The organism is Frigoribacterium sp. NBH87, assembly GCF_014217665.1.
GTDB lineage: Bacteria > Actinomycetota > Actinomycetes > Actinomycetales > Microbacteriaceae > Frigoribacterium > Frigoribacterium endophyticum.
This window is the reverse complement of sequence record NZ_CP043650.1, coordinates 2444893-2467886: the sequence shown is the minus strand read 5'-3', so window position 1 is coordinate 2467886 and position 22994 is coordinate 2444893. Positions and strand designations below refer to the sequence as shown.

At 74.4% G+C, this 22994-nt stretch carries 18 protein-coding genes, 1 tRNA gene and 1 pseudogene; 10 read left to right on the top strand and 10 right to left on the bottom strand.

What is annotated here, in order from left to right; all coding sequences use genetic code 11:
- Positions 1–61 precede the first annotated feature (61 nt).
- Both F1C15_RS16305 and F1C15_RS11470 read right to left on the bottom strand, forming a co-directional pair.
- Positions 62–1552: an LCP family protein gene (locus F1C15_RS16305; protein ID WP_185231268.1), complete on the bottom strand. Its 1491-nt coding sequence runs from the start codon at positions 1550–1552 to the stop codon at positions 62–64.
- Positions 1553–1754: 202 nt separating this feature from the next.
- A complete protein-coding gene (locus tag F1C15_RS11470) occupies positions 1755–2963 on the bottom strand; it encodes a VIT1/CCC1 family protein (RefSeq protein WP_185231266.1) in 1209 nt (402 codons plus the stop codon).
- A 166-nt stretch (positions 2964–3129) separates the two neighbouring features.
- Here F1C15_RS11470 and F1C15_RS11465 point away from each other — a divergent pair, with 166 nt between their 5' ends.
- Positions 3130–4590 (top strand): GNAT family N-acetyltransferase, encoded by a 1461-nt coding sequence (locus F1C15_RS11465; protein WP_185231264.1) that lies wholly within the window; start codon positions 3130–3132, stop codon positions 4588–4590.
- Between the two features lie 51 nt (positions 4591–4641).
- Positions 4642–5031: a hypothetical protein gene (locus tag F1C15_RS11460; RefSeq protein ID WP_167257952.1), complete on the top strand. Its 390-nt coding sequence runs from the start codon at positions 4642–4644 to the stop codon at positions 5029–5031.
- An 84-nt stretch (positions 5032–5115) separates the two neighbouring features.
- Here the strand turns inward: F1C15_RS11460 and F1C15_RS11455 are convergent, their stop codons facing one another.
- Positions 5116–5532 (bottom strand): YchJ family protein, encoded by a 417-nt coding sequence (locus F1C15_RS11455; RefSeq protein ID WP_185231262.1) that lies wholly within the window; start codon positions 5530–5532, stop codon positions 5116–5118.
- A 130-nt stretch (positions 5533–5662) separates the two neighbouring features.
- Here F1C15_RS11455 and F1C15_RS11450 point away from each other — a divergent pair, with 130 nt between their 5' ends.
- The 5 genes from F1C15_RS11450 to F1C15_RS11430 all read left to right on the top strand — a co-directional run bounded on the left by F1C15_RS11450 (position 5663) and on the right by F1C15_RS11430 (position 9782).
- The gene (locus F1C15_RS11450; protein WP_056052120.1) at positions 5663–6094 is read left to right on the top strand and encodes a hypothetical protein; all 432 of its coding nucleotides are present in this window, start codon (positions 5663–5665) and stop codon (positions 6092–6094) included.
- Between the two features lie 68 nt (positions 6095–6162).
- Positions 6163–7056 (top strand): metallophosphoesterase, encoded by an 894-nt coding sequence (locus F1C15_RS11445; RefSeq protein ID WP_185231260.1) that lies wholly within the window; start codon positions 6163–6165, stop codon positions 7054–7056.
- Between the two features lie 125 nt (positions 7057–7181).
- The gene (locus F1C15_RS11440) at positions 7182–8198 is read left to right on the top strand and encodes an NAD-dependent epimerase/dehydratase family protein (RefSeq protein ID WP_185231258.1); all 1017 of its coding nucleotides are present in this window, start codon (positions 7182–7184) and stop codon (positions 8196–8198) included.
- Positions 8199–8292: 94 nt separating this feature from the next.
- Positions 8293–8568, top strand: coding sequence for a hypothetical protein (locus F1C15_RS11435; protein WP_185231256.1), 276 nt, complete (start codon positions 8293–8295; stop codon positions 8566–8568).
- Between the two features lie 305 nt (positions 8569–8873).
- Positions 8874–9782, top strand: coding sequence for an aminodeoxychorismate lyase (locus tag F1C15_RS11430; protein WP_255465202.1), 909 nt, complete (start codon positions 8874–8876; stop codon positions 9780–9782).
- Here F1C15_RS11430 and F1C15_RS11425 read toward each other — a convergent pair.
- A pseudogene (locus F1C15_RS11425) lies at positions 9779–10252 on the bottom strand (DUF4383 domain-containing protein). The gene F1C15_RS11430 and the pseudogene F1C15_RS11425 sit on opposite strands and share 4 nt — an antisense overlap.
- Positions 10253–10611: 359 nt before the next feature.
- Here F1C15_RS11425 and F1C15_RS11420 point away from each other — a divergent pair.
- On the top strand, positions 10612–10890 hold the full coding sequence (locus F1C15_RS11420; protein ID WP_167257940.1) for a hypothetical protein: 279 nt from the start codon (positions 10612–10614) through the stop codon (positions 10888–10890).
- Positions 10891–11073: 183 nt separating this feature from the next.
- Here the strand turns inward: F1C15_RS11420 and glgX are convergent, their stop codons facing one another.
- Positions 11074–13140: a glycogen debranching protein GlgX gene (gene glgX, locus F1C15_RS11415; protein WP_185231254.1), complete on the bottom strand. Its 2067-nt coding sequence runs from the start codon at positions 13138–13140 to the stop codon at positions 11074–11076.
- 277 nt (positions 13141–13417) lie between these two features.
- On the opposite strand from glgX, the gene F1C15_RS11410 reads away from it, so the two are divergent.
- A complete protein-coding gene (locus F1C15_RS11410) occupies positions 13418–14464 on the top strand; it encodes a hypothetical protein (RefSeq protein ID WP_056052101.1) in 1047 nt (348 codons plus the stop codon).
- 103 nt (positions 14465–14567) lie between these two features.
- Here F1C15_RS11410 and F1C15_RS11405 read toward each other — a convergent pair whose 3' ends face one another.
- The 3 genes from F1C15_RS11405 to F1C15_RS11395 form a co-directional block, all read right to left on the bottom strand.
- On the bottom strand, positions 14568–16517 hold the full coding sequence (locus tag F1C15_RS11405; protein ID WP_056055491.1) for an APC family permease: 1950 nt from the start codon (positions 16515–16517) through the stop codon (positions 14568–14570).
- Positions 16518–16655: 138 nt separating this feature from the next.
- Entirely contained in the window at positions 16656–17366 is a 711-nt protein-coding gene (locus tag F1C15_RS11400) for a response regulator (protein WP_056052098.1), read from the bottom strand.
- Positions 17363–19975, bottom strand: a complete 2613-nt coding sequence (locus F1C15_RS11395) for an ATP-binding protein (RefSeq protein WP_185231252.1) — start codon at positions 19973–19975, stop codon at positions 17363–17365. Before F1C15_RS11395 ends, F1C15_RS11400 begins: the two co-directional genes overlap by 4 nt.
- Before the next feature lie 113 nt (positions 19976–20088).
- Between F1C15_RS11395 and F1C15_RS11390 the strand changes: the two genes are divergently transcribed.
- A complete protein-coding gene (locus tag F1C15_RS11390; protein WP_185231250.1) occupies positions 20089–20718 on the top strand; it encodes a Pr6Pr family membrane protein in 630 nt (209 codons plus the stop codon).
- A gap of 101 nt (positions 20719–20819) precedes the next feature.
- On the opposite strand, the gene F1C15_RS11385 is transcribed toward F1C15_RS11390, so the two are convergent.
- Both F1C15_RS11385 and F1C15_RS11380 read right to left on the bottom strand, forming a co-directional pair.
- A tRNA-Ser gene (locus F1C15_RS11385) sits at positions 20820–20909 on the bottom strand.
- Between the two features lie 512 nt (positions 20910–21421).
- Positions 21422–22861, bottom strand: a complete 1440-nt coding sequence (locus tag F1C15_RS11380) for an LCP family protein (protein ID WP_235491119.1) — start codon at positions 22859–22861, stop codon at positions 21422–21424.
- Positions 22862–22994: the final 133 nt, after the last annotated feature.

Here is a 22994-nt window from a genome sequence, read left to right as displayed (position 1 = left end):
AGGCTGCACCGCCGATCGGCCAGGCCCGCGCGCCCCGTCACGCGCCGAGGCGCCGCTCCGGTCAGCCCTTCGCGGCGCAGGTGACCTGGTCGGCGCTCTGGCCCGAGACGGAGGACGGCAGCTCGGCGGCCGGCAGCGGCGCGGGCGCCGCCGTGGCCGGGGCCGTGGCCGTGGGGTCGGCCGGGTCTGTCGACCCGACGGGGGCGCCCGGCTGCTCCGCGGCGGGCGGTGCGGGCTTCACGGGCGCCGCGGGGTCGAGCACGGCCGACCGCCCGAGGCTGTCCTCCGCGAGCTCGATCGGCTGACCGGCTTGGAGGGCCGCCTTGAGCACCGCCGCCGGCTCGGTTGCCTCGACGACCCGGTTCGGGTCGCTGGGGTCGTCGACGACCGGGTAGGTGACGAAGACCATCTGGTCGAGGCCGACGGTGTCGATCGCCAGGGCCATCCGCGCCAGGGTGGCGGGGTCGGCGAGGGTGTCGCTGAGGGTCATCGAGTCGAACGCGACGGTCGCGAGGCGGAGCACCGCGGCGGGGTCGGTCAGCGTGCCCGCCGACACCGTCTGCCGGGCGAGCGCCGAGAGGAAGGTCTGCTGGTTGCTGACGCGGGCGAGGTCGCTCTCATCTCCGACGCCGTGTCGCGAGCGCAGGAAGGAGCCCGCCTCGCTGCCCGTCAGCACCCGTGTGCCGGCCGGGAGGTCCAGCGCCGGGTCGACGTCGTCGTCGCGCAGCGGGGTCGCCAGGCACACCTCGACCCCGCCGACGGCGTCGGCCATGGCGACGACGCCGTCGAACTCGACCGAGCCGGCGTAGTCGACCTGCAGCCCGGTCAGCTGCCCGATCGTGGCGGCCACGCAGGCGAGGCCGTGCTCGCGTCCGCCGCGCTCGAGCGCCGTGTTGAGCATCGCCCGCGAGCTCGCCGGGGTGACGCCGCCCTCGTCGTTCGTGCAGGCCGGGATCGGCAGCAGCAGGTCGCGCGGGAAGCTGACGACGGCCATCGCCGTGTGGTCGGCGTTGATGCGCACGAGCACGGTCGAGTCGTTCTTGCCCACGCCCACGCTCGCCGCCTGGTTCGCGGCGTCCTCGTAGGCGACCCCCTGCCCCTCACGGGTGTCCGACCCGACGAGCAGCAGCGTCACCTCGCCCGACTGCGCGGTGAGGGCGGGCGGCGGCGACGAGGTCGCTCCGGGAGCGGCGAGGCTGACGGGCGGAGGCGCCCCGTCGAGCACCTGCCAGGTGGCGACGGCCGCGAGGGACGTCGCACCCGCCACGGCGACCGCCGCGACCAGGCCCACGCCGGCGGCGAGCCCGCGCCACGGGCCGCGACGGCGCAGCCGTCCGTGCCGGGCGACGCCGCGGCCGCGAGCGGCACCACTCGCGGCCGGGTCGCGGTCGTCGCCGTCGGGGTCGACGGGGTCGACGGCGTGATTGGGGTCGACGTGCTCGACGGAGTGGTCGGTGTCGACGGGGTCGACGGGGTCGACGGGGTCGTCGTGCTCGACGGCGTGGTCGGGGTCGTCGTGCTCGACGTGCTCGTCGTGGTCGGTCCCTGCCATGTGCTCCCCCGCGCCGGCTCGTGGTCGGGCGAGCATAGCCGGGCCGCCGGCGCGGCTGCCGAGGGCGGTCTCGGCGCCGGCCGAGCGACAGGCACCCCGTCCTCGCCGGCGAACCCCGTCGCGGCAGGGTTCGCGAGCGAGGACGGGGTGCCTCCCGGGCCCGGCTCCGACGGAGACGGAGACGGAGACGGCGCGGTCCCGCTCAGAGCCCCCCGGTGCCGAGCAACAGCCCGAGGAGGTACGTCGCCCCGGCCGCGCCGTAGCCGATCGCGAGCTGGCGCAGCGCGCGCCGGAGCGGGCTCGCCCCGGAGAGCAGCCCCACCACGGCGCCCGTGCCGAGCAGCGCGAGCCCGACGAGCACGGCGGCGACGACGACGGCCACCAGCCCCTGCAGCCCGAACAGGTACGGCAGCACGGCGATCACCGCCCCCGACGCGAAGAAGCAGAAGCTCGAGCCGGCCGCGCCGAGGGCGGTGCCGAGGGTCTCGTGCTCGACCGGGGCGGGGGCCGCGGCTGCCTCGGGGGCGCGGGAGGCGCCTCCTGCGCCCCCGGCACCGCCCGCCTCGACAGCGTCGCCGGGCAGGGCGTCGGCCGTGTCGGCCCCGTCGCCCGTCGGCTCGGCCCGGCGGGTCGTCGCGACGGCCTCGCCCGGCAGCCGGAACGGCGACGTCACGGGCGTGACGGCGCGCAGCACGTCGCGCGCCCGCGCCTCCGCGTCGGCCGGCGACATGCCCCGCGCCCGGTAGACCAGCGCGAGCTCGTTCGCGTCGACGTCGAGGTCGGGCAGCACGCTCCGCGCCGCCGCGTCGGGGGTCGACGCGTCGAGCAGCTCGCGCTGCGACCGCACCGAGACGTACTCGCCGGCCCCCATCGACAGGGCCCCGGCGAGCAGGCCCGCGAGGCCGGTGGCGAGCACGACCCGGTTCGGCACCCCCGAGGCGCTGATGCCGAGCACGAGCGCGAGGTTGCTCACGAGCCCGTCGTTCGCGCCGAAGACCGCGGCCCGGAACGACCCCGAGAGGCGGTTGCGCCCGCGCTCCGCGAGCCCCCGCACGACCTCGCCGTGGATGCGCTCGTCGGCCGCCATCGCGTCGGTCGCGTCGGCGTCGGTCGCGTACGGCGACCGTGCCTCGGCGCTCTGCACGAGGGCCAGCACGAAGATCGAGCCGAAGCGGCGGGCCAGCAGGCCGAGCACGCGGGTGCGGAGGTCGGTGCGCACCGGCCGCCCGACGTCGTCGCCGAGCAGGTCGAGCCAGTGCTGCGCGTGCCGCGCCTCGGCGTCGGCGAGGGCGACCAGGATGGCGCGCTCCTCGCCGGTGCGGCGACGGGCGAGGTCGCGGTAGGTGGCCTCCTCGGCGCGCTCGTCGGCGAGGTAGCGGCGCCAGCGGCGGAGGTCGCTCGTGTCGGTCATGGCCTCATCGTGCCTCCTCCGGCCCGCCCGCGCGTGCCGACCCGTCACGGAGCGCTGCTCGGACCGGCGGGAGGCGCGCCCCACGACCTCCGGACCGGCCGCGGGGCCGGGAGGCAGGCCCGAGCGCCGGGGGTGACCGGCCGACGACGCGACTAGCGTGACCGGGGTGACCCGCGCCTCCGCCGACTCCCCCGCCGGGCCCGCCGCGGCCGCCGGGCCCGCCGCGGCCGCCGGGCCCGCCCCGCGCTACCTCGGGGTCGACCTCGCCTGGCGCGACTCGACGCCGGGGCGGCCCGCGAACGAGACGGGCCTCGCCGTCGTCGCGGCCGACGGCACCGTGCTCGACGCGGGCTGGGCGCGCGGCGTCGACGCCGTCGAGGAGTGGGTGCTGCGCTGGGCGACCCCCGGCTCGGTGGTCGCCATCGACGCGCCGGTCCTCGTGCCGAACGCGACCGGCATGCGCGCGAGCGAGCGCGAGGTCTCGCGGTCGTACGGCCGGTGGCACGTGGCGGCGAACGCGAGCAGCGCCTCCCTGCCCTGGCTCGGCGGTCGCGACCTCGGCGAGCGCCTCGAGCGCGCCGGCATCGTGCTCGACGACGGCGTGCAGTCCGTGCCCGAGGGCCGCACCAGCTACTTCGAGTGCTACCCCTACACGACGCTCGTGGGGGCGGCCGAGCTCGGCTACGACGAGCGCCGGCCGCGCTACAAGCGGCCCGACACGACGCTCCCGCCGGAGGCGCGGCGCGAGGCCCGCGCGGCGGTCTGCGACGACCTGCTGCGTCGGCTGGGCACGCTCTCGGCCGCCGCCCCGGCGCTGCAGCTGCGCTCGCACCCGGTGTCGCGCCTCCTGCTCGACGAGCCGTCGCCGCTCGTCGACCGGGCCTACAAGCACCGCGAGGACCTGCTCGACGCCCTGCTCTGCGCGTGGACGGCGTCGCTGCGGGCGCAGGCCCCGGGTCGGCTGCAGGTGCTGGGGCACGCGACCGAGCCGGATGCGCGGGGACGTCGCGCTACCATCCTCACGCCCTGCCGAGACGGGCAGCGTCGGCAGCCGGCGCCGCAGCCGCTGCGGGGGCACCCGGTCGCCTCGGCAGCCGCGCCGGGCACCCCGTCCGGGCCGCGGGGCGGCGTCACCGTGCGGCCCACGACGGCGGACGACTGGCGGGAGGTGCGCGACCTCCGGCTCGAGATGCTCGCCGACACCCCGCGGGCGTTCGGCGAGACGCTGGCCGCCGCACAGCCCCTCGACGAGCAGGCCTGGCGGCTGCGGGCGGCACGGGGCACCTCGGCGACCGGGGTCTTCCTGGCCGCGGTCGACGAGGCCGACGGCCACTGGCTCGGCACCATGGGCGGGTACCTGCCCGAGCCCGGGCACCCCGTGCTCGTCGGCGTCTACGTCACGCCGACGTCGCGGGGCGCCGCCGCCGGGGTGGCCGACGCGCTGCTCGACGGCGTCGTCGAGTGGGCGAGGGGGCACGGCGACGCGCTGTTCCTCCAGGTGCACGAGGCCAACGACCGGGCGATCGCGTTCTACCGTCGCCGCGGCTTCGCCCCGACCGGCGCGACCTCGCCCTACCCCCTCGACCCGACCGCCCTCGAGCGGGAGCTGCGCCTGCCGCTACAGTGAGCCCGACGACGCCCGGCGGGGGCGTCGCGCCAGCCGGACCGGGGGGCCACGATGGCCGAGAGCAGCTACGACTACTTCTTCAGCGGGCCGCACGACGCGGCCAGGCACCTGATCGACTCGACGGTCCAGGCCCAGGGCTTCGCCCTCGAGGCGATGCCGAACGGCACGACCAAGGCCGTCCGCGGCAACCTCGCCACGACGCTGCTGTTCGGCGGGCTGGCCGGCAAGGGGTTCCACGTCACGCTCTGGCTCGCCTACTTCGTCGACGACCAGGGCCGGCTCGTCGCCCGCATCTCGCGCGACCTCGGGACGGCCGCCGTCAAGGGCGGCGCGATCGGCGCCTCCAAGGCGCACTCGGCCTTCGTCGACGTCGCCACCGCGCTCGGCCACGCCGCCGCGGCGAGCGCCGGCCACGTCGAGGGCGGCACGCCGCAGCGCTGACGGACGGCGCGTCGTCGGCCCCGCGCCGGGCCGGACGCGACACCGCACCGGGCCTGACGACCCGACGTCAGCGCGGGGCCAGCGTCACCCGACGTCGCCGTCGACGTACAGCCAGCGGCGGCCGTCCGGGCCGCCCGCGTCGCCCGGCACCTGCTCACGCACGAACCGGCTGACCTCGTGCAGCACCCCGGCGCCGTCGGCCGAGCGGTGGTGCGCCGCGAACTCGACCACGCCGTCGTCGTCGAACGGGCCGCCGGCACGGGTGCCGAGCACGTCGAGCCGGTACCAGCGGGTGCCGGGGTCGAGCTCGAGGTCGCCCGGCCGGGTCGAGGGGTGCCAGGTCGCGAGCAGCCACGCCACGTCGTGCAGGGCGAACGCGGTGAAGCGGCTGCGCATGAGGCGCTCGGCGGTCGGGGCGGGCCGCTCGCCGCGGAGCAGCGGCCCGCAGCAGGCCCCGAAGGTCTCGCCGCTCAGGCAGGGGCAGCGGGTGGCGTCGTCCATGGCGACCATCCTGCCGCGTCGGCGGCAACCCGACCGCGGCCCGGCCGCGGCCCGACCCGCGCCTCCCCCGTCCCGGGGCTCCCCGAACTGGGCGTCGCCCGGGAGCCCGCTGTGCTGCCACGCTGGGCGCATGTTCCCCGACGACCGTGCCGCCCGCCCCGTGCACGAGCCCGCGCTCGTGTTCGCGCACGTGCGCGCCCGGCTCGACGGCGCCGCGGCCCTCGACGGCGACCGCACCCGGGCTGGGGCGCTCGCCCGTCGCGCGCACCTGCCCCGGCTCTCCGCGGCGAGGACGGCCCGTACCCTGGCCGCGAACGGCTTCCGCACCGACGCCGGCGACCTCGTGCTCGCCGCCGACCTCAAGCGCGACGGCACCGTGCTGACCGACTTCACCGGCACGATCCTGCTCGAGTCCCTCTCGCTCGGCCGCCGCTTCTACGGCCTCTGGGTCGAGCCGACCGCGCCGACCCCCGACCAGTGGGCGAGCGTCACCGGCATGTTCGACCGCCTCGGCCGCCTGCTCGACGCGCGGCTCTGCCCTGTCGACGAGCTCAGCTCCTAGCCACGCCCCGCAGCGCGCGCAGCACGCACGCCCCGCCCGCAGCACGCCCCCGGCAGTACGCTCCCCCCATGTACGCCCTGCCCGCGGGAGCGCTCCGCCTCGTCCACCTCAGCGACACCCACCTCTCCGGCGACGGCAGCCTGCACCAGGGGGTCGTCGACACGACCGCGGCGCTCGACCGCGTCCTCGCCGAGGCCGACCGGGTCGAGGGGGTGCGGCTGCTCGTGGGCTCGGGCGACCTGTCGGACGACGGCACCCGCGACTCCTACGCCCTGCTGCGCGGGCGCCTCGAGACGTGGGCGGGCCGTCGTGACGCCGCGGTCGTGCTGGCCCCGGGCAACCACGACGTGCGCGAGGGCTTCGGCGCCGTGCTCGGCGACGGGCACGGCGGGCCGGCGCCCGACTCCGTCGAGGTGCCGATCGACGGGGTGACCGACCTCGACGGGTGGCGCGTGGTGACGCTCGACAGCTCGGTGCCGCGGGCGGGCTGGGGCTCGCTCCGCCCCGCGCAGCTCGCCTGGCTCGGCGAGCTGCTGGCGACGCCGGCCGAGCGCGGCACGGTGCTCGTGCTGCACCACCCGCCCGTGCCCGCACCGACGACTCTGCACGAGTCGCTGGCGCTGCAGGCCCCGGAGGCGCTGGGCGCGGTGATCGAGGGAACGGACGTCCGCGTCGTCCTGGCCGGGCACTACCACCACCACATCGTCGGCTCGCTGGCCGGGGTGCCCGTGCTCGTGGCGCCGGGCGTGACGAACGAGACCGACGTCGCGGCGCCCCACGGCACCGAGCGGGCGGTGCGGGGCTCGGCCTTCCTCGTCGTCGACGTGCTGGCCGAGGGCCCGGTGCGCTCGACCGTGGTGCGGGCGCACGCCCGCGGCGACGGCGAGGAGGTCTTCGTGCTCGACGAGGAGGCGGTGCGCCGCATCGCCGCGGAGGCCGGCCCGGCCGCTCCGCCGCGCTGAGCACCCGCGCGCCGCCCGCGCGGCGGCGCACCCCCGCCCGCGCCGCGCCCAGGCGCCCCGGCGTACGCTCGACGCAGCACTCGGGGGCCGTCGTCGCCCCCGCCCCGGACAGGAAGAGAGCCCGCATGCGCGTGGTCGTCGTCGGAGCCACGGGCAACCTGGGCACCGCCCTGCTGACCCGGCTCCAGGCCGAGCCCGAGGTGACCGAGCTCGCGGGCGTCGCCCGCCGGGCGCCCCGCACCGCCTCGCCGCCCTACGGGGGCGTCGCCTGGTTCTCGATCGACGTCGGCGACGACGTCGCGGTGGCGCAGCTCGCGCACGCCTTCGAGGGCGCTGACGCCGTCGTCCACCTGGGCTGGGCCCTGCAGCCCAGCCACGACCGTGACGGCATGTGGCGCACCAACGTGACCGGCACCTCCCACGTCCTCGCCGCGGCGGTCCGCGCCGGCGTGCCGCACGTGCTCGCGGCCTCGTCGGTCGGTGCCTACAGCCGCGGCCCCAAGCGCCGCCGCGTCGACGAGACGTACCGGACGAAGGGCGTGCGCCGCTCGAGCTACTCCCGGCAGAAGGCCGCCAACGAGCGCGCGTTCGACGACTTCGAGCGCGAGCACCCGGAGGTGACCCTCACCCGGATGCGCCCCGGCCTGGTCTTCCAGCCGGCCGCCGCGAGCGAGATCGTCGGCCTCTTCCTCGGCCGCTGGGTGCCCACGCGCTGGATGCAGCGTCACCGCCTCCCCTTCCTCCCGCTCGCCCCACGCTTCGTGTCGCAGGTCGTCCACGCCGACGACGTCGCCGACGCGTTCTGGCGTGCCGTCGACCGACAGGCCGGAGGCGCGTTCAACCTGGCCGCGGAGCCGGTGGTCACCCCGGAGCACGTCGCCGAGGCCTTCGGCACGCGCCTGCTGCCCGTGCCGTACCGGGCGATGCGTGCCCTCGTCTCGGTCACCTGGCTGCTGCGCCTGCAGCCGACGGAGCCGGGCTGGCTCGACATCGCGGCGAAGATCCCGGTGATGTCGACCGACCGTGCGCGCCGCGTGCTCGGCTGGGCGCCGCGGCACAGCTCCGACGCGACGCTCCGCGAGTTCGCCCGCGCGGTCGCCTTCCGCGACTCGCACGACGGCTCGCACCCGCTCAGCGGCTGACGGCGTCGACAGCGGCTGGCGGCTGCTGGTGGCCGCGGCGGCTGGCTGGGCACCACCCGGACGCCCGCGGGCGACCGCGGCGTAGCGTCACGGCATGACCAACGACGATCACTCCAAGGGCCTCGACGAGGCGACCGAGACCACCGCCGACCCGACGTTCGACAGCCCGCGCAGCGACGGCACGATCCGCGAGATGCAGTCGACCGAGCCGGGCGACTCGCCGGCGATGGACGACGACGAGATCGACTCCGACGCCGTGAAGACCCTGCCGGGCACCGGCGGACCGGACGACGTGGGCGAGATCGAGGTCGATCCCTCCGAGCTCAACCTGTCGGGGGACTCGATCCCGGGGCACCCGAAGCCCGAGTAGGCCGCTGCACCGCCGCGTGGCCCCGGCTCGTGGTGGTCCCCCACAGGAGACGCCCCTGCGTGTGAAGCTCCGCACCCTGTGGGGAACCACGAGCCGGCCTAGGCGGGCACAGCCCACGGTACGGCGTCGAACTGGGAGCCACCAGGGGTTGCGTACCCCAGAAAAAGCTGATCAGCATCCTTTTTTAGCTAGACGGCCTAACGAGGCTGTCTAGCGGCCCACCGGGGCTGCGGGCGGACAGGTGCTCGGCGTGCGGCTCCGGGAGGTCCTGGCCCGACCCGACCCGCGACTCCTATGCTGACGACGTGACCGACTCCCCCGCCTCCGCGCCCGTCCTCGTGCTGATCGACAAGGCCACGGCGGGGGGACCGCCCCTGGCCGAGGGCGAGACGGGCTGGCACGTCGTCGACGCGCACGATCCCGTCATCGACGTCGCCGACCTCGGCGTGACGCGGGGCGACGGCGTCTTCGAGGGGCTGGGAGTCGCTGACGGGGCGATCCAGGCCCTCGAGCCGCACCTGCGGCGCCTCGCCCGGTCCGCCGCGATGCTCGACCTGCCCGAGCTCGACCTCGACGTGGTCCGCGAGGCCTGCCTGGCCTCGGCGCGGCTGCACGCGCCCGCGCCGTTCCTCCTGCAGAAGCTCGTCGTCACCCGCGGCGTCGAGGGCGGCGACGGCACGCCCACCGCGTGGGTGCGCACCGACGCGATGCCCGACCACTCCCACGAGCGCCGCGACGGCATCGCCGTAGTCGCGCTCGACCGCGGCTACCGCCACGACGTCGCGCAGACCTCGCCCTGGCTGCTGCAGGGCGCCAAGACGCTCTCGTACGCCGTCAACAAGAGCGTGCTGCGCGAGGCCGCCCGCCGCGGGGCCGACGACGTGATCTTCGTGAGCAGCGACGGCTACGCGCTCGAGGGCCCCTCGGCGTCGCTGATCGCGCGCTTCGGAGACCGGTTCGTCACGCCGAGCACCGACCAGGGCATCCTCGAGGGCACGACGCAGGCCGCGGTCTTCGAGACGCTCGAGGCCCTCGGCCACGAGACGGCGTACGAGCTGCTGCCGATGGAGAGCGTCCGCGCGGCCGACGCCCTCTGGCTCGCGTCGAGCGGTCGGCAGATCTCGCCGATCTCGTCGCTCGACGGCGTCCCCGTCGCGTTCGACCGCGACTTCTCGCAGGACCTCGCCGACGCCATGGAGGCGCGGCGCGACTAGCGGCGCCGTGCGGCGCGGCGGCCGAGGAGGAGGCCGAGGAGGAGGCCGAGCGCGACCATGCCGATCGCGAGGACGAAGTGCAGCCAGTCGTCGGCCGAGTTCAGCGGCACGAAGTTGGCCTGGCTCTCCTTGTCGATGACGAGGCCGTAGATTCAGAGCACGGCGTAGACGACGCCGCCGACGATCAGGTAGAGGCGGGCGCTCCGCACGGCGCGGGCCAGCGCGACGCCGAGCACGCCGAAGAGCAGGTGCACGACGTTGTGCAGCACCGAGACCTGGAAGACCCCGAGCAGCAGGGCTCCCGAGCCGTGGCCGGCGCCGTGCAGCTCGCCGACGTTCGTCGTGAGGCCGGGGATGAACACGGCCAGCCCCACGACGAGGAAGACGACGCCGACGACGAGCGAGGCCTTCTGCACGGGGGTCTCGGCGAAGCGGTGACGGGCGGTGGTGGTCCGAGCTGAGGTGCTCATGGGGATCTCCTTCGTGGTGGGCCCTGGTGGTCGGTCCCGTCCCATGGAGGCCGCCCGGCCCGGCGGTGTCCGGGCCTTGACAGGGGCGGGGAGCACGGGGCACGCGCGGGCGAGCGAGCGCAGGGGCGAGCTCAGGGGAGAGCCCGGCCCGACGCCGACGTGCGGCCCCGGCGACGCCTCGAGAGGCTCCCCGGCGTCCGGGCGGGGTACACCGGTATCCACGAAGCGAACGTTCATGGCGCTAACTAGTTTCTCTAGACATCTGCGTGCCACACTCGTCTCGACGCCGATTCACGGCGGCGTCACCAGCCCCGAGTTCCCCTCTAGGCGTTCGCAGGACCGCCAGGAATGAGATGAACATGACCACCTCGCTGCACCCCTCCGCCCGCCAGCTCGCCGGGCTCTCGGCCGAGCAGCTCGTCCGCCACGTCCGGTCGCGCGTCGACGTCACGAGCGACAGCTCCTACCTCCGCGACGAGCGCGTGCCCGCCGCCCGCATCCACCCCTACCCCAAGCGTCGCCGCCTGTCGTCGGAGCTGACGACCATCCGCGTCGACGCTGCCCCCGCCGCGGTCGCCGAGCCGACCTACGCGGACTTCCTGCGGCTCGAGACGTCGCGCCAGCTCGCGACCGCGTAGCGGGCCGCCGCACCGCACGACGGAGGGCGGGTGCCCGTCGCCGGGTCGATCTCGATCGACCACGGTGACGGGCACCCGCCCTTCGTCGTGCCCCCGCCGACGACGCGGGGGGCGGGAGCGGAGGCGGGGGCACGGCCACCGGGGTCTCCCCCGGGTGGCCGGCCCGCGCCTCCGGCAGGCCCCCTAGGAGGCGCGGCTCCGCAGCAGCGTGAAGCTCGCGTCGCGCACGAGCAGCGTGGTCACCGGGCCCTCGACCACCTGGTCGGGGTCGCTCGAGCTGGCCAGCTCCCACTCGCCGTGGGGCGCCTCGGGCACCTGGAACTCGACGACGCTCGTCGAGCCGTTGGTGAGGAAGGCGAAGGCGTCGGCGTCCTTGTGCGTCAGCACGAACGTGATCGCCTTGTTCTCGCCCTGCTGCCAGTCGCCGCTCGAGAACGAGTGGTCGTCGGCCCGGCGCACCTGCACGTGGTCGTCGCTCTCGACCTCGGGGGCGTAGCGGAACCAGTCGGGGCGCAGCGCGGCGTTCTCGCGACGGAGCGTGATCAGCTCGCGCGTGAACTCGAGCAGCTCGAGGTCAGCCTGCTCCCAGTCGAACCACGAGATCTCGCTGTCCTGGCAGTAGGCGTTGTTGTTGCCGCCCTGGCTGCGCGCGATCTCGTCGCCGCCGAGGATCATCGGCACGCCCGCGCTGACGAGCAGCGTGCCCAGGAAGTTGCGGCGCTGACGGTCGCGGTACGCATTGACGGCGCCGTCGTCGGTCGGGCCCTCGATGCCGCCGTTGAACGACTTGTTGTCGCTCTCGCCGTCCTGGTTGTCCTCGCCGTTGGCCTCGTTGTGCTTCTCCTGGTACATCGTCAGGTCGGCGAGGGTGAACCCGTCGTGGGCCGTGACGAAGTTGACGCTGGAGAGCGGCGAGCGCCGCGAGTCCTCGTAGACGTCGGGGCTGCCGAGCACACGGTCGGAGAAGGTCGACAGCACGCCGGGCTCGCCGTTCCAGAACTCGCGGACGTCGTCGCGGAACTTGCCGTTCCACTCCGACCAGTCGGCCGGGAAGCCGCCGACCTGGTAGCCCGCGGTGTCCCAGGGCTCGGCGATCATCTTGACGCTCTTCAGCACCGGGTCCTGGTGGATGAGGGTGAGGAAGGCGCTGTGCTCGCTCGCCTCGCCGCCCTGGCGGGTCAGCGTGGTGGCGAGGTCGAAGCGGAAGCCGTCGACGTGCATCTCGGTCACCCAGTAGCGGAGGCTGTCCATGATCAGGGCGAGCGCGGCGGGGTGGCTGACGTTGAGGCTGTTGCCGGTGCCGGTGGTGTCGAAGTAGGCCGACTCCTCGCCCTCGACGAGGCGGTAGAAGGCCGCGTTGTCGATGCCCTTGAACGACAGGGTCGGGCCCATGTGGTTGCCCTCGGCGGTGTGGTTGTAGACGACGTCCATCCACACCTCGAGGCCGGCCTCGTGGAAGGCCTTGACCATGGCCTTGAACTCGGCGACCTGGCCGCCGCGGGTGCCGGCGGCCTTCGAGGCGTACTCGTCGTGCGGGGCGAAGAAGCCGATGGAGTTGTAGCCCCAGTAGTTGCGGAGGCCCTTCTCCTCGAGGTGGCTGTCCTGCACGAACTGGTGCGTCGGCAGCAGCTCGACGGCGGTGACGCCGAGGTCGGTGAAGTACTTGATCGCGGCGGGGTGCGCGAGGCCCGCGTACGTGCCGCGGATCTCCTCCGGCACCTCGGGGTGCTGGCGCGTGAAGCCCTTCACGTGCACCTCGTAGACGACCGTCTCCTCGAGGGGCGTGAGCGGGCGCTCGTCGTCGCCCCAGTCGAAGCTGCGGTCGGCGATGACGCTGCGCGGCATGGCGGGGGCGGAGTCGGTGGTGTCCATCGTCTCGGGGTCGTCCATGTCGTGGCCGAAGACGGCCTGGCCCCAGTCGAAGGTGCCGTCGAGGGCGGTGGCCCACGGGTCGAGCAGCAGCTTGTGCTCGTTGTGGCGGAGGCCCGCGGCGGGGTCCCAGGGGCCTGCGACACGGAAGCCGTAGCGGCTGCCGACCCGCGCCTCCGGCACGACCGTGTGGAACACGTGGCCGGTGCGCTCGACGAGCTCGGTGCGGTGCTCGGCGCCGGGGGTGCCGTCGGCCGCGTCGTCGTCGAACAGGCAGAACCAGATGTGGTCGGCGGTCTCGGAGTACACGGCGACGTGGGCGCCGCCGCCGTCGAGGGGCGTGACGCCGAGGGGGTAGGGCTTGGAACGAGATGCGGTCATCACTCAGATGTACAGGAGCGCGGGAGGCGCGGGCCAAGCTGAGCGGTCCGCTCGCCTCCGTACCCCTCGCCCCGCCCCCTCAAACCCGCCCCGCGCCTCCTCGCCCCCCTCCGGTCCTCGTCAAACCCGCGATCGGACATCGCACCCCGGTGCGCACGGGTGCGATGTCCGATCCCGGCTTCTTCCGTGACCCTCCCCAGCCCGGGAGGCGCCTCCCCCGTCCACAGGGCCACTCCCGTCAGCGGCGCTCCCGGCCGCGACTCGCGCACACTCGGGCATGGCCAGTCCCGATCCCACCCAGCTGCCCCTGCTGCGCGTCGCGACCCACGGCGACTCGTCCCGCGAAGCTCGGGCTCTGCGTCGCGGGGCCGAGCGTGGCCTGCTGCACCGCGTGCGCCGAGGCGTCTACGTCGACCTCGCCGACTGGACAGCGTTGGAGGCGCGGGGCAGGCACGTCGTGACGGTCCGTGCCAGCGTGGCCGGGGCGTCCCCGGGCATCGCGGTGTCGCACGAGTCGGCCGTCGCCCTCCATGGGCTCCCGACGGTGGGGCGCCGACTCGATGACATCGTCCGCACGATCGACGAGCACCGGACGACGGTCAAGCGCACGCCGACGTGCCTGGTCCGGCCGGGCCTCCTCACCGACGACGACGTCGTCGAGGTGGCGGGCGTCCGGGCCACCTCGCTGCTGAGGACGGCAGCCGACATGGCCAGGACCGCGTCGTTCGCCGAGGGGGTGCTCTGCGTGGACGCCGTCCTCCGCCGCGTCGTGCTGGGGGGCGAGCACCGCGATGGCCCCGACGTCGACGAGAGGCTGACGCAGGTCCGAGCAGAGCTCGTGTCCCGGGTCGGACCGCCTGGGCACAGGGGCGGGCGCGCGGCGAGGCGCATCATCGCCTTCGCGTCACCGTGGGCCGAGAACGGGGGCGAGTCGCTGCTGCGGATCGCCCTCCATGAGCTGGGAGTCGCGCAGCCCGTCCTCCAGAAGGTCTTCCGCCTGCACGGGCGCGTCGTCGCTCGCGCCGATGTCCAGCTCCCCGACGGGGCCGTGCTCGAGTTCGACGGCATGGAGAAGCTCGTCGACGGTCGCATGCTCGCCGGCCGCTCGACCGCCCAGGCGCTCCGCGAGCAGAAGGCACGTGACCGCGCCCTCCTCGCCCTGCCCGACGTGAGGACGGTCATCCACTGCGACTACGTCGACGTGGTCCGGCCTGAGCAGCTGGCGGAGCTGCTGAGGGCGGGCGGCGTCTCCCTCGATCCCCGGCGGATCCGGGCCGCTGCTCGTGCTGCCCGTGCCAGGTTCGACGGCGTCGGGCCTCGATGAACCTCGTTCCGGACGAAGAACCCGTGCGCGCAGGGGTGTTTTGTCCGATCGCGGGTTCTTCGGGGACGACGCAGGGGACGGGACAGGGGACGGCGGCGGCGGGCTAGCTGACGTGCACGTCGGGGCGGCGGGAGCGGTTCGGCTCGGCGCGGCGGAGCACCTCGCGCGTCACCGGGGCGACCTCGCCGGCGCCCGTGACCAGGAACCGGCCCATGTTCGACAGCGGCCCGCCCTCGGTCCACTCGAAGTAGATGTCGGGCGCGACCCCGGTCTCGTCCCGGATCGCCAGCAGCACCGAGGCGAGCGTGTTCGGCACCGCGCCGCTCGTCACCCGCAGCACCCGGTAGCCGTGCACGACGTGGCCCGTGACGACGAGGTCCTCCTCGAAGTTCGACGAGTCGCCCGGGTGCACCTCGACGAAGATCACGGGCGCCCGCTGCGGGATCCCGCTGTAGCGCCGCTCCGCGGTCAGCTTCTTCTTGTAGATCTCGGCGACCTCGCGACCGGGCTCGTGCGCGATGAGCCGGATCGAGCCGTACTCGTCGGCGTCCTCCCGCACGTACCCCAGGGCCGTGTCGTCGAAGGTGATCGACGTCGCCCGCAGCTGGAACGACCGCCGCACCCGCGAGATGAGCGAGACGGCCATGATCCCCACGATGAAGATCGCGGCGATCCGCACGCCGTCGGGCCGCTCGACCACGTTGACGATCGTCGTGTAGACGAAGACGAGCGCGATGGCCCCGAAGCCGATCGTGCGCTTGCGCTGCCGGGCCCGTCGGGCCGAGAGCGTGACCGCGACGGAGGCGCTGGTGATCAACACGAGCACGCCCGTCGCGTAGGCCCCGCCCTGGGCGTCGACGTCCGCGTCGAACACGATGGTGATGACGAACGCGATCACCGTGAAGACCAGGACGAGCGGCCGGACGGCCCGGGCCCACTGCGGAGCCATGCCGTACCGGGGCAGGTAGCGCGGCACCAGGTTCAGCAGCCCGGCCATGGCGGAGGCGCCGGCGAACCAGAGGATGCAGATGGTGCTGACGTCGTAGAGCGTGCCGAAGCCGTTGCCGAGGTACTCGTGCGCCAGGTACGCCAGGGCCCGGCCGTTCGCCGACCCTCCCGACTGGAACTCCTCCTGCGGGATCAGCAGCGTCGTGACGAAGCTCGACAGGATGAGGAACGAGCTCATGATCAAGGCGGCCGTGGTCAGCAGTCGCCGGGCGCCGCGGATGCGCCCGGTGGGCCGCTCGTCCGTGTCGTCGGGGTCGCCGGTGATCTGCGGCATGACCGCGACGCCGGTCTCGAAACCGGAGAGCCCGAGCGCGAGCTTCGGGAAGACGATCAGTGCGATGCCGACCATCACGACCGGGTTGCCGTGCTGAACCGTGAGCGCCTGCCACCAGTTGCCGATCACGACCGTGTTCTCGGCCACGTGGAAGATCGACACGGCGATCACGACGAGGTTCAGCACCAGGAAGACGCCGACCAGCACGACGGCGATGCCGATCGCCTCCTTGAACCCACGGAGGAAGACCGCCGCGAGGAGGGCGACCAGGAAGAGCGTGATCGGCACCTCGGCTCCGTGGAACCACTCGGGCGTGAAGGGGTTCTCGACCGCGTGCGCCGTGGCGTCGGCCGCCGACAGCGTGATGGTGATCATGAAGTCGGTGGCCGCGAAGCCGAGCAGCACGAGCACGAACAGCTTGCCGCCCCACCAGGGCAGCAGGCGTTCGAGCATCGCGATCGAGCCCTCGCCGCGCGGGCTCTCGCGGGCGACGCGACGGTAGACGGGCAGCGCGCCGAGCAGCGTCAGCACCACGAGCACGATCGTGGCGAGCGGCGACAGGAGGCCCGCCGCGACGGCGGCGATGGCCGGCTGGTAGCCGAGGGTCGAGAAGTAGTCGACGCCGGTGAGGCACATGACGCGCCACCACGAGTGGGTCTTCTCCACCTTCTCGGCGTGCGGGCCCTGGTGGGCGCCGGAGTTCTCGGTCAGGCCGTCGAGCAGCCAGTTCCGGAGGCGCGCGCCGGCCACCGGGGTCGGCTGCGGTTCCAGCGCATCGGCGTCCCTGCCGGACTTCTCGGAGACTGTGGACACGGTCGGACCTCTCGCTCGCGCGGCCTCGGGACGGCGCGCGCACACAACGCTAAGCCCCGGTGGTGCGCCGGGAGCCGAGCGGGCGTGAGGATCGCGTTAGGACTCGGGGCGAGCCTCCCCCGCGGGGGTCTCGTCGGGCAGGAAGCGGTAGCCCATGCCGAGCTCGGTCACGAGGTAGCGCGGAGTCGCCGGCACGGGCTCGAGCTTCTTGCGCAGCTGCGCGAAGTAGAGGCGGAGGTACCCGGTGTCCTTCGCGTGGAACGGCCCCCACACCTGCGTCAGCAGGGTCTCGCGGGTGACGAGCTTGCCCGGGCTCTGCAGCAGCAGCTCGAGCACGCGCCACTCGGTCGGGGTGAGCCGCACCGTCTCGCCGCCCCGGGTGACGGTGGTCGACGAGAGGTCGACCCGTACGTCGCCGAAGGCCACGACGGGGGCGTCGTCGTCGCCGGGAGCGAGCCGCCGCGTGAGCGCCCGGAGCCGCGCCAGCAGCTCCTCCATCGCGAACGGCTTCGTCACGTAGTCGTCGGCGCCCGCGTCGAGCGCCTCGACCTTGTCGGCCGCGTCGGTGCGACCCGAGACCACGAGGATCGGCACGGTCGACCAGCCGCGGATGCCCGCGATCACCTCGACCCCGTCGAGCCGGGGCATGCCGAGGTCGAGCATCACCAGGTCGGGGCGGTGCGCGACGACCGCGTCGAGCGCCTCGCGGCCGTCGGCCGCGGTGTGGATCTCGTACCCCCGGGCCCCCAGGGTCACCTTGAGCGCCCGCAGGATCTGCGGGTCGTCGTCGGCGATCAGTATCTTCACGGCTCCTCCTCGCCGACCGTACCCGACGCCCGAGCCGCGGCGAGGGCCACCGGCGTAGGGATCCCGTCAGGATCGCCGGGGCCGTCGCCGTCCGGCAGCGAGACCACCATCGTCAGACCGCCGCCCGGGGTGTCGTCGAGGGTGAGCGTGCCCGACATCGCCTCGGTGAAGCCCTTGCTGAGCGCGAGCCCGAGGCCGAGGCCGGTCGCGTTGTCGGTGTCGCCGAGCCGCTGGAACGCCGTCATGATCTCGCCGCGCCGCTCGGGAGGGATGCCCGGCCCCCGGTCGACGACCCGCACCTCCACCCGGTCGGCGAAGCCGCTCGTCGAGATGCGCACCCGCTGCCCCTCCGGCGAGAACCGCAGGGCGTTGTCGAGCAGGTTGACCAGGACCCGCTGCAGCAGCACGCGGTCGGCCCGCACGGGCGGCACGGACGCGCGCAGGGCGAGCTCGACGTCGGCGGGGCCGAGCCCGAGCTCGTCGAGCGCCCCGAGCACGACCTCGTCGACGTCGACGTCGTCGGTCGAGACGGCGAGGGCGCCGGCCTGCACGCGGCTCACGTCGAGCAGGTTGGTCACGAGGGCGGCGAGCGACTCGAGGCTCTCGTACGCGGTCGAGAGCAGCTCGTCGCGGTCGGCGTCGCTCCAGTCGACGTCGGCCTGGCGCAGCCCGCTGATCGACGCCGTCGCCGCGGCCAGCGGGCGTCGGAGGTCGTGCCCCACGGCGGCGAGCAGGGCGCTCCGCATGCGGTCGACCTCGGCGAGCGGCGCCACCTGGCCGGCCTCGCGGCTCAGGGCGGAGTGCTCGAGCGCCGCCTCGACCTGCGCCGCGACCACCACGAGGAGGCGGCGGTCGGCGGCCTGGAGCCCGCCGCCGGTCAGCTCGAGGGCCGCCCCCGAGCCCGCGGGCAGCGTCGCGATCGAGTCCGAGTCGAGGGGCGGGCCAGAGTGCTGGTCGGGGCGCGGATCCGCCCCGACGACGCCGCCGCCCGGGGCGACGGAGGACGCGAGCTCGACGTCGCCCTGCAGCACCCGCACCCGCGTCAGCCCCAACGCCTCCCGCGTGCGCTCGACGAGCGCCTGCACGGCGTCCTGCCCGCGCAGCACGCTGCCCGAGACGGTGGCGAGCAGCTCGGTCTCGGCCAGGGCCCGCGCCGCCGCCCGGCTGCGCCGGGCCGCCTGGTCGACGACCCAGCTGACCAGCGCGGCGTTGACGACGTAGAGCACCAGCGCGAGGAAGTGCAGGGGCTCGGCGATCGTCAGTTCGTAGACGGGCGCGATGAAGAGGAGGTCGAGCGCCACGCCCGAGAGCAGGGCCGCGACGAGCGCGGGCCAGAGGCCCCCGACGACGGCCACCACGATGACGAGCAGCTGGAAGAGCAGCACGTCGCCCGCGATGCCGTCCTCGCTGCGGTGCCCGACCAGCAGCCACGCCAGCAGCGGGCCGCCGAGCAGCGTGAGGGCGAAGCCGGCGAGGACGCGCCCGCGCGACAGGGCACCGCCGATGCGCGGCAGCGCCCAGCCCCGCCCCGCCGAGCCGTGGTTGACGATGTGCACGTCGATCTGGCCGGACTCGCGGATGACGGTGGCGCCGATGCCCTGGCCCGTGAGCGCCGTCGCGAGGCGCCCCCGCCGGCTGACGCCGATGACCAGCTGCGACGCGTTCGTGCCGCGGGCGAACTCGACGAGGGCCCGGGGCACGTCGTCGCCGACGACCTGGTGGTAGGTGCCGCCGAGCTTCTCGACGAGGGCGCGCTGCGCCGCGAGCGCTCCCGGCACGCCCTGCCGCAGGCCGTCCTGGCTGCTGACGTGCACGGCGATGAGCTCTCCCCCGGCCGACCGCGCGGCGATGCGGGCCGCCCGCCGTACGAGCGTCTCGCCCTCGGCACCGCCGGTGAGCGCGACGACGACCCTCTCTCGCGCCTCCCACGGGCTGTCGATGCCGTGCTCGACCCGGTAGGCCTTCAGGGCGCTGTCGACCTCGTCGGCGAGCCAGAGCAGCGCCAGCTCTCGGAGGGCGGTGAGGTTGCCGAGCCGGAAGTAGTTCGAGAGGGCGGCGTCGACGCGCGAGGCGGGGTAGACGTCGCCCGCCGCCAGGCGGTCGCGCAGCGCCTGGGGCGCGAGGTCGACCACCTCGAGCTGGTCGGCCGACCGGAGGACGGCGTCGGGCACGGTCTCCCGCTGCACCGTGCCGGTGATCTGCTCGACGACGTCGTTGAGCGACTCGATGTGCTGCACGTTGACGGTAGAGATCACGGAGATGCCGGCGTCGAGCAGCACCTGCACGTCACGCCAGCGCTTGTCGTGCGTGCCGCCCGGGGCGTTCGTGTGGGCGAGCTCGTCGACGAGCGCGAGCTGGGGCCGACGGGCGAGCACGCCCTCGAGGTCCATCTCGTCGAGCTCGACGCCGCGGTGCTCGACGACGCGGCGCGGGACGACCTCGAGGTCGCCGAGTACCGAGGCCGTCGCGGCGCGGCCGTGCGTCTCGACGACCGCGACGACGACGTCCTTGCCCTCGTCGCGCAGCCGACGCCCCTCCTCGAGCATCGTGTAGGTCTTGCCCACCCCCGGTGCCGCGCCGAGCAGCACCCGCAGTCGTCCTCGTGTCATGCGCTCAGCATCGCACCCGTGCACGACCGGGGCGTCGGGGGCCCGTCGCGCCGGGGACGACCTCGCGAAGCGTCCGCCTGGGGAGGACGCACGTCGAGCGCTAGGGTCGGCCCATGCGCCCCGGCCCCGTCACGATCGTCTACCGTCTCGTCTTCGCGGCGCTCACCCTCACGGCGGTGGCCGCGCAGTTCCGGGTCACGCTCGTGAACGACTCCTCGATCGCGAACTTCTTCTCGTACTTCACGAACCTCAGCAACCTGCTCGCGACCGTGGTGTTCACGGTCGGGGCGATCAGGGTCGCCCGCGGCACCCCCGACTCCCGCGCCTGGTCGGTCGTGCGGGCCGGCACCGTCGTCGCCATGGTCTTCGTCGGGATCGTCTTCAACGTGCTGCTGGCCGGCCTCGACGTCGGGGCCCTCGTGCCGTGGGTCAACGTCGTGGTGCACATGCTGATGCCGGTGGCGGTGCTGGTCGACTGGGTCGTGTGGCCTCCCGAGCGGCGCCTGCCCTGGTGGGCGGCCGCGGTCTGCCTCGTCTATCCGGTCGTCTACAGCGTGTACTCGCTCGTCCGCGGAGCGGTCATCGGGTTCTACCCGTACCCGTTCTACGACCCGTCGGCAGTCGGCGGGGCGGGCGGAGTCGCGCTCTACCTGGTGGTGCTGGTCGTCGCCCTGGCGGTGCTGGCGACGCTGGTCGTGCTCGTCGGCCGCCGCCGCCGGACGAGCACCACGCCGACGCCCTGAGCACGGCCACCCTCGACACGGACACCCTGGACACGACCACCGTGAACGAAGGAAAGCCCCGGTCGGCACCTGGCGAGAGGTGGTCGATCGGGGCTTTCCAGCGGAGCCGGTGGGATTTGAACCCACGGTTCCCACAAAGGGAACTCCACCTTAGCAGGGTGGTGCACTAGGCCGAACTATGCGACGGCTCCTCGAGCGCTGCGTCGTGGACGACAGCGCGCACCGACGATCATAGCGGGCCGAGCGCGATCTGCCGAACCGCGCCTCCCGCACCGCGTGCCCCGCCGCTCGACGGCCGGCCGGGGCCGTGGTCTCTCACCCGCGATTCACCCGCAAGCCCCCCTCCTGGGGGCCACGACCGGCTTGTCCGCCATTATGCGGACACATAGAGTACCCCTGACGCCGACGACGGCGGAGGTGCGGCAGCTCGACAGCACGAGCTCGTCCACCCCTTGCCGGACACTCCCCCGCTGCCCGAGCGCGTCAGCGTGCCACCCCGACTCCGCGAGCGTACCCGACGCCCGCGGTGGGCACACCCCCGCCGACAGCGACGTCGACTCCGTCCCCCTGCGGCGCCGAACCCCTGATCCCGGCGCCGCAGGGCCCCTCATGCGTGCCGGTTCGGGCCGCCGCGTGAGACCCGGGTCGTCCCGGCGAGCTGGTTACTCGCCGGGACGACTTCCCGGGCAGGCCACGGCCTGCGCTAGTTGCCGAAGCCCACCGAGCACGTCTGGTCGGCCGCCGTCTGGCCCGTGAGCCCGCTGATCACCTCGGCCGGCACCGCCGGCGCCGCGGGAGCCGTCGTCTCCGCGGGGGCCGTCGTCTCGGCGGGAGCTGAGGGAGTCGCGGTGTCGGCGGGCGCCGGAGCCGCGGCACCCGGGTCCACCGGAGCGGCCGTCCCGGTCGTCTCCGACCCGATCCCCGTGCTGCCCTCGGGGATGGCGAACGGGACGTCGGCCCGGATGGCGTCGAACAGCTGCGTGGCCACCGAGGTGGTCGGCTGCACCTTGCCGGCGTAGACGCCCCTGCCGTCGGTCGTGCCCGGGTACTGCACGAAGTTCACGGCGTCGAGCGGGAGGTCCTTCAGGGCGCTGCCGATCTGGACCATGGTCGTCACGTCGGTGAGCCCCTCCGAGAGGGTCATGTTGCTCGCTGCGGCGCGGGCCAGCGAGTAGAGCTTGGTGGGGTCGCCCAGGGTGTCGGCGCTCTTCACGGTGCGCAGCAACGACGACAGGTACACCTGCTGGCTGCTGATGCGGCCGAGGTCGGAGCCGTCGCCGACGCCGTGCCGGGTGCGGAGGAAGGCCAGGGCGTCCGCTCCGGACAGCACGGTCTCGCCGGCGGGGATGTTGAGCCCCGTGTAGCGGTCGGTGATCGGGGTCGCGGCGCAGACGGGCACGCCCCCGACGGCGTTCGACATCTCGATGACGCCGTTGAACGAGATCATCCCCGCGAAGGGGATGTCGAGGCCGGTGAGCGACGAGACCGTCGAGACGACGCAGCTCAGGCCGCCGTACGACCAGGCCTCGTTGATCGGCCGGGCCGCCATCGCCGAGTAGTAGCCGCTGCCGTCCTCGCGGGCGCAGGCCGGGATGGGCACGACCATGTCGCGCGGGATGCTCACGGCCGTCGCGTTGGAGTGGTCGGCGGAGACGTGGAGCAGGATGTTCACGTCGTTCAACGTGGCGTCGCGCTCCCCGAACGCCGAGGAGTCCTGTGAGGCGTCGTTGTCGGTGCCGACGACGAGGATGTTGAAGCCGCCCTCGTAGGCCGCGATCGAGGGCACCTCGGGGGCCTTGGTCTCTCCCTTGGCCGCGGGCAGGGCGACGCCCTCGCCGAGGTCGCTCTTCACCTGGTACGCCGCGATGGCGCCGACGGAGGCCCCGCTGACCAGCACGACGGCGAGCGCCCCCGCGAGGATCTTCGCGACGCCGCCGACCGGCCCGCCCGAGCGCAGGCGGCCGTGGCGCGCGATGCCGGTCGAGCCCGACCTCGCGGCTCGCCGCGAGAGGTGCGCCGTCTCGGTGGCCTGCCCGGTCGTGGTGCGGCTCCGACCCGCGCCGTGGCCCCCGGTCGCGCGGTCGCGTCTCGGGGAGCGGTCACGTCGGTCACGTCGGTCTCGTCGGTCGCGGGGATCGCTCACGCAGGGTCCTCTCGGTCGTCGCGGGCACGCGGCCAGGGCGCTCACGAGGAGGCCGGCGGCGCCCGTGCGATGGGCGGGCAGAAGGCATTGTAGACAGAGCGCCCTAGGTGCCCGCCACAGGAACGGACCGGCG

What these genes read in the sequence shown, in the direction of transcription:
- F1C15_RS16305 (WP_185231268.1), bottom strand. Translation starts at nt 1,552, where the DNA reads ATGGCAGGGACCGACCACGACGAGCACGTCGAGCACGACGACCCCGAC.
- F1C15_RS11470 (WP_185231266.1), bottom strand. Translation starts at nt 2,963, where the DNA reads ATGACCGACACGAGCGACCTCCGCCGCTGGCGCCGCTACCTCGCCGAC.
- F1C15_RS11460 (WP_167257952.1), top strand. Translation starts at nt 4,642, where the DNA reads ATGGCCGAGAGCAGCTACGACTACTTCTTCAGCGGGCCGCACGACGCG.
- F1C15_RS11455 (WP_185231262.1), bottom strand. Translation starts at nt 5,532, where the DNA reads ATGGACGACGCCACCCGCTGCCCCTGCCTGAGCGGCGAGACCTTCGGG.
- F1C15_RS11450 (WP_056052120.1), top strand. Translation starts at nt 5,663, where the DNA reads ATGTTCCCCGACGACCGTGCCGCCCGCCCCGTGCACGAGCCCGCGCTC.
- F1C15_RS11445 (WP_185231260.1), top strand. Translation starts at nt 6,163, where the DNA reads ATGTACGCCCTGCCCGCGGGAGCGCTCCGCCTCGTCCACCTCAGCGAC.
- F1C15_RS11440 (WP_185231258.1), top strand. Translation starts at nt 7,182, where the DNA reads ATGCGCGTGGTCGTCGTCGGAGCCACGGGCAACCTGGGCACCGCCCTG.
- F1C15_RS11435 (WP_185231256.1), top strand. Translation starts at nt 8,293, where the DNA reads ATGACCAACGACGATCACTCCAAGGGCCTCGACGAGGCGACCGAGACC.
- F1C15_RS11420 (WP_167257940.1), top strand. Translation starts at nt 10,612, where the DNA reads ATGACCACCTCGCTGCACCCCTCCGCCCGCCAGCTCGCCGGGCTCTCG.
- glgX (WP_185231254.1), bottom strand. Translation starts at nt 13,140, where the DNA reads ATGACCGCATCTCGTTCCAAGCCCTACCCCCTCGGCGTCACGCCCCTC.
- F1C15_RS11410 (WP_056052101.1), top strand. Translation starts at nt 13,418, where the DNA reads ATGGCCAGTCCCGATCCCACCCAGCTGCCCCTGCTGCGCGTCGCGACC.
- F1C15_RS11395 (WP_185231252.1), bottom strand. Translation starts at nt 19,975, where the DNA reads ATGACACGAGGACGACTGCGGGTGCTGCTCGGCGCGGCACCGGGGGTG.
- F1C15_RS11390 (WP_185231250.1), top strand. Translation starts at nt 20,089, where the DNA reads ATGCGCCCCGGCCCCGTCACGATCGTCTACCGTCTCGTCTTCGCGGCG.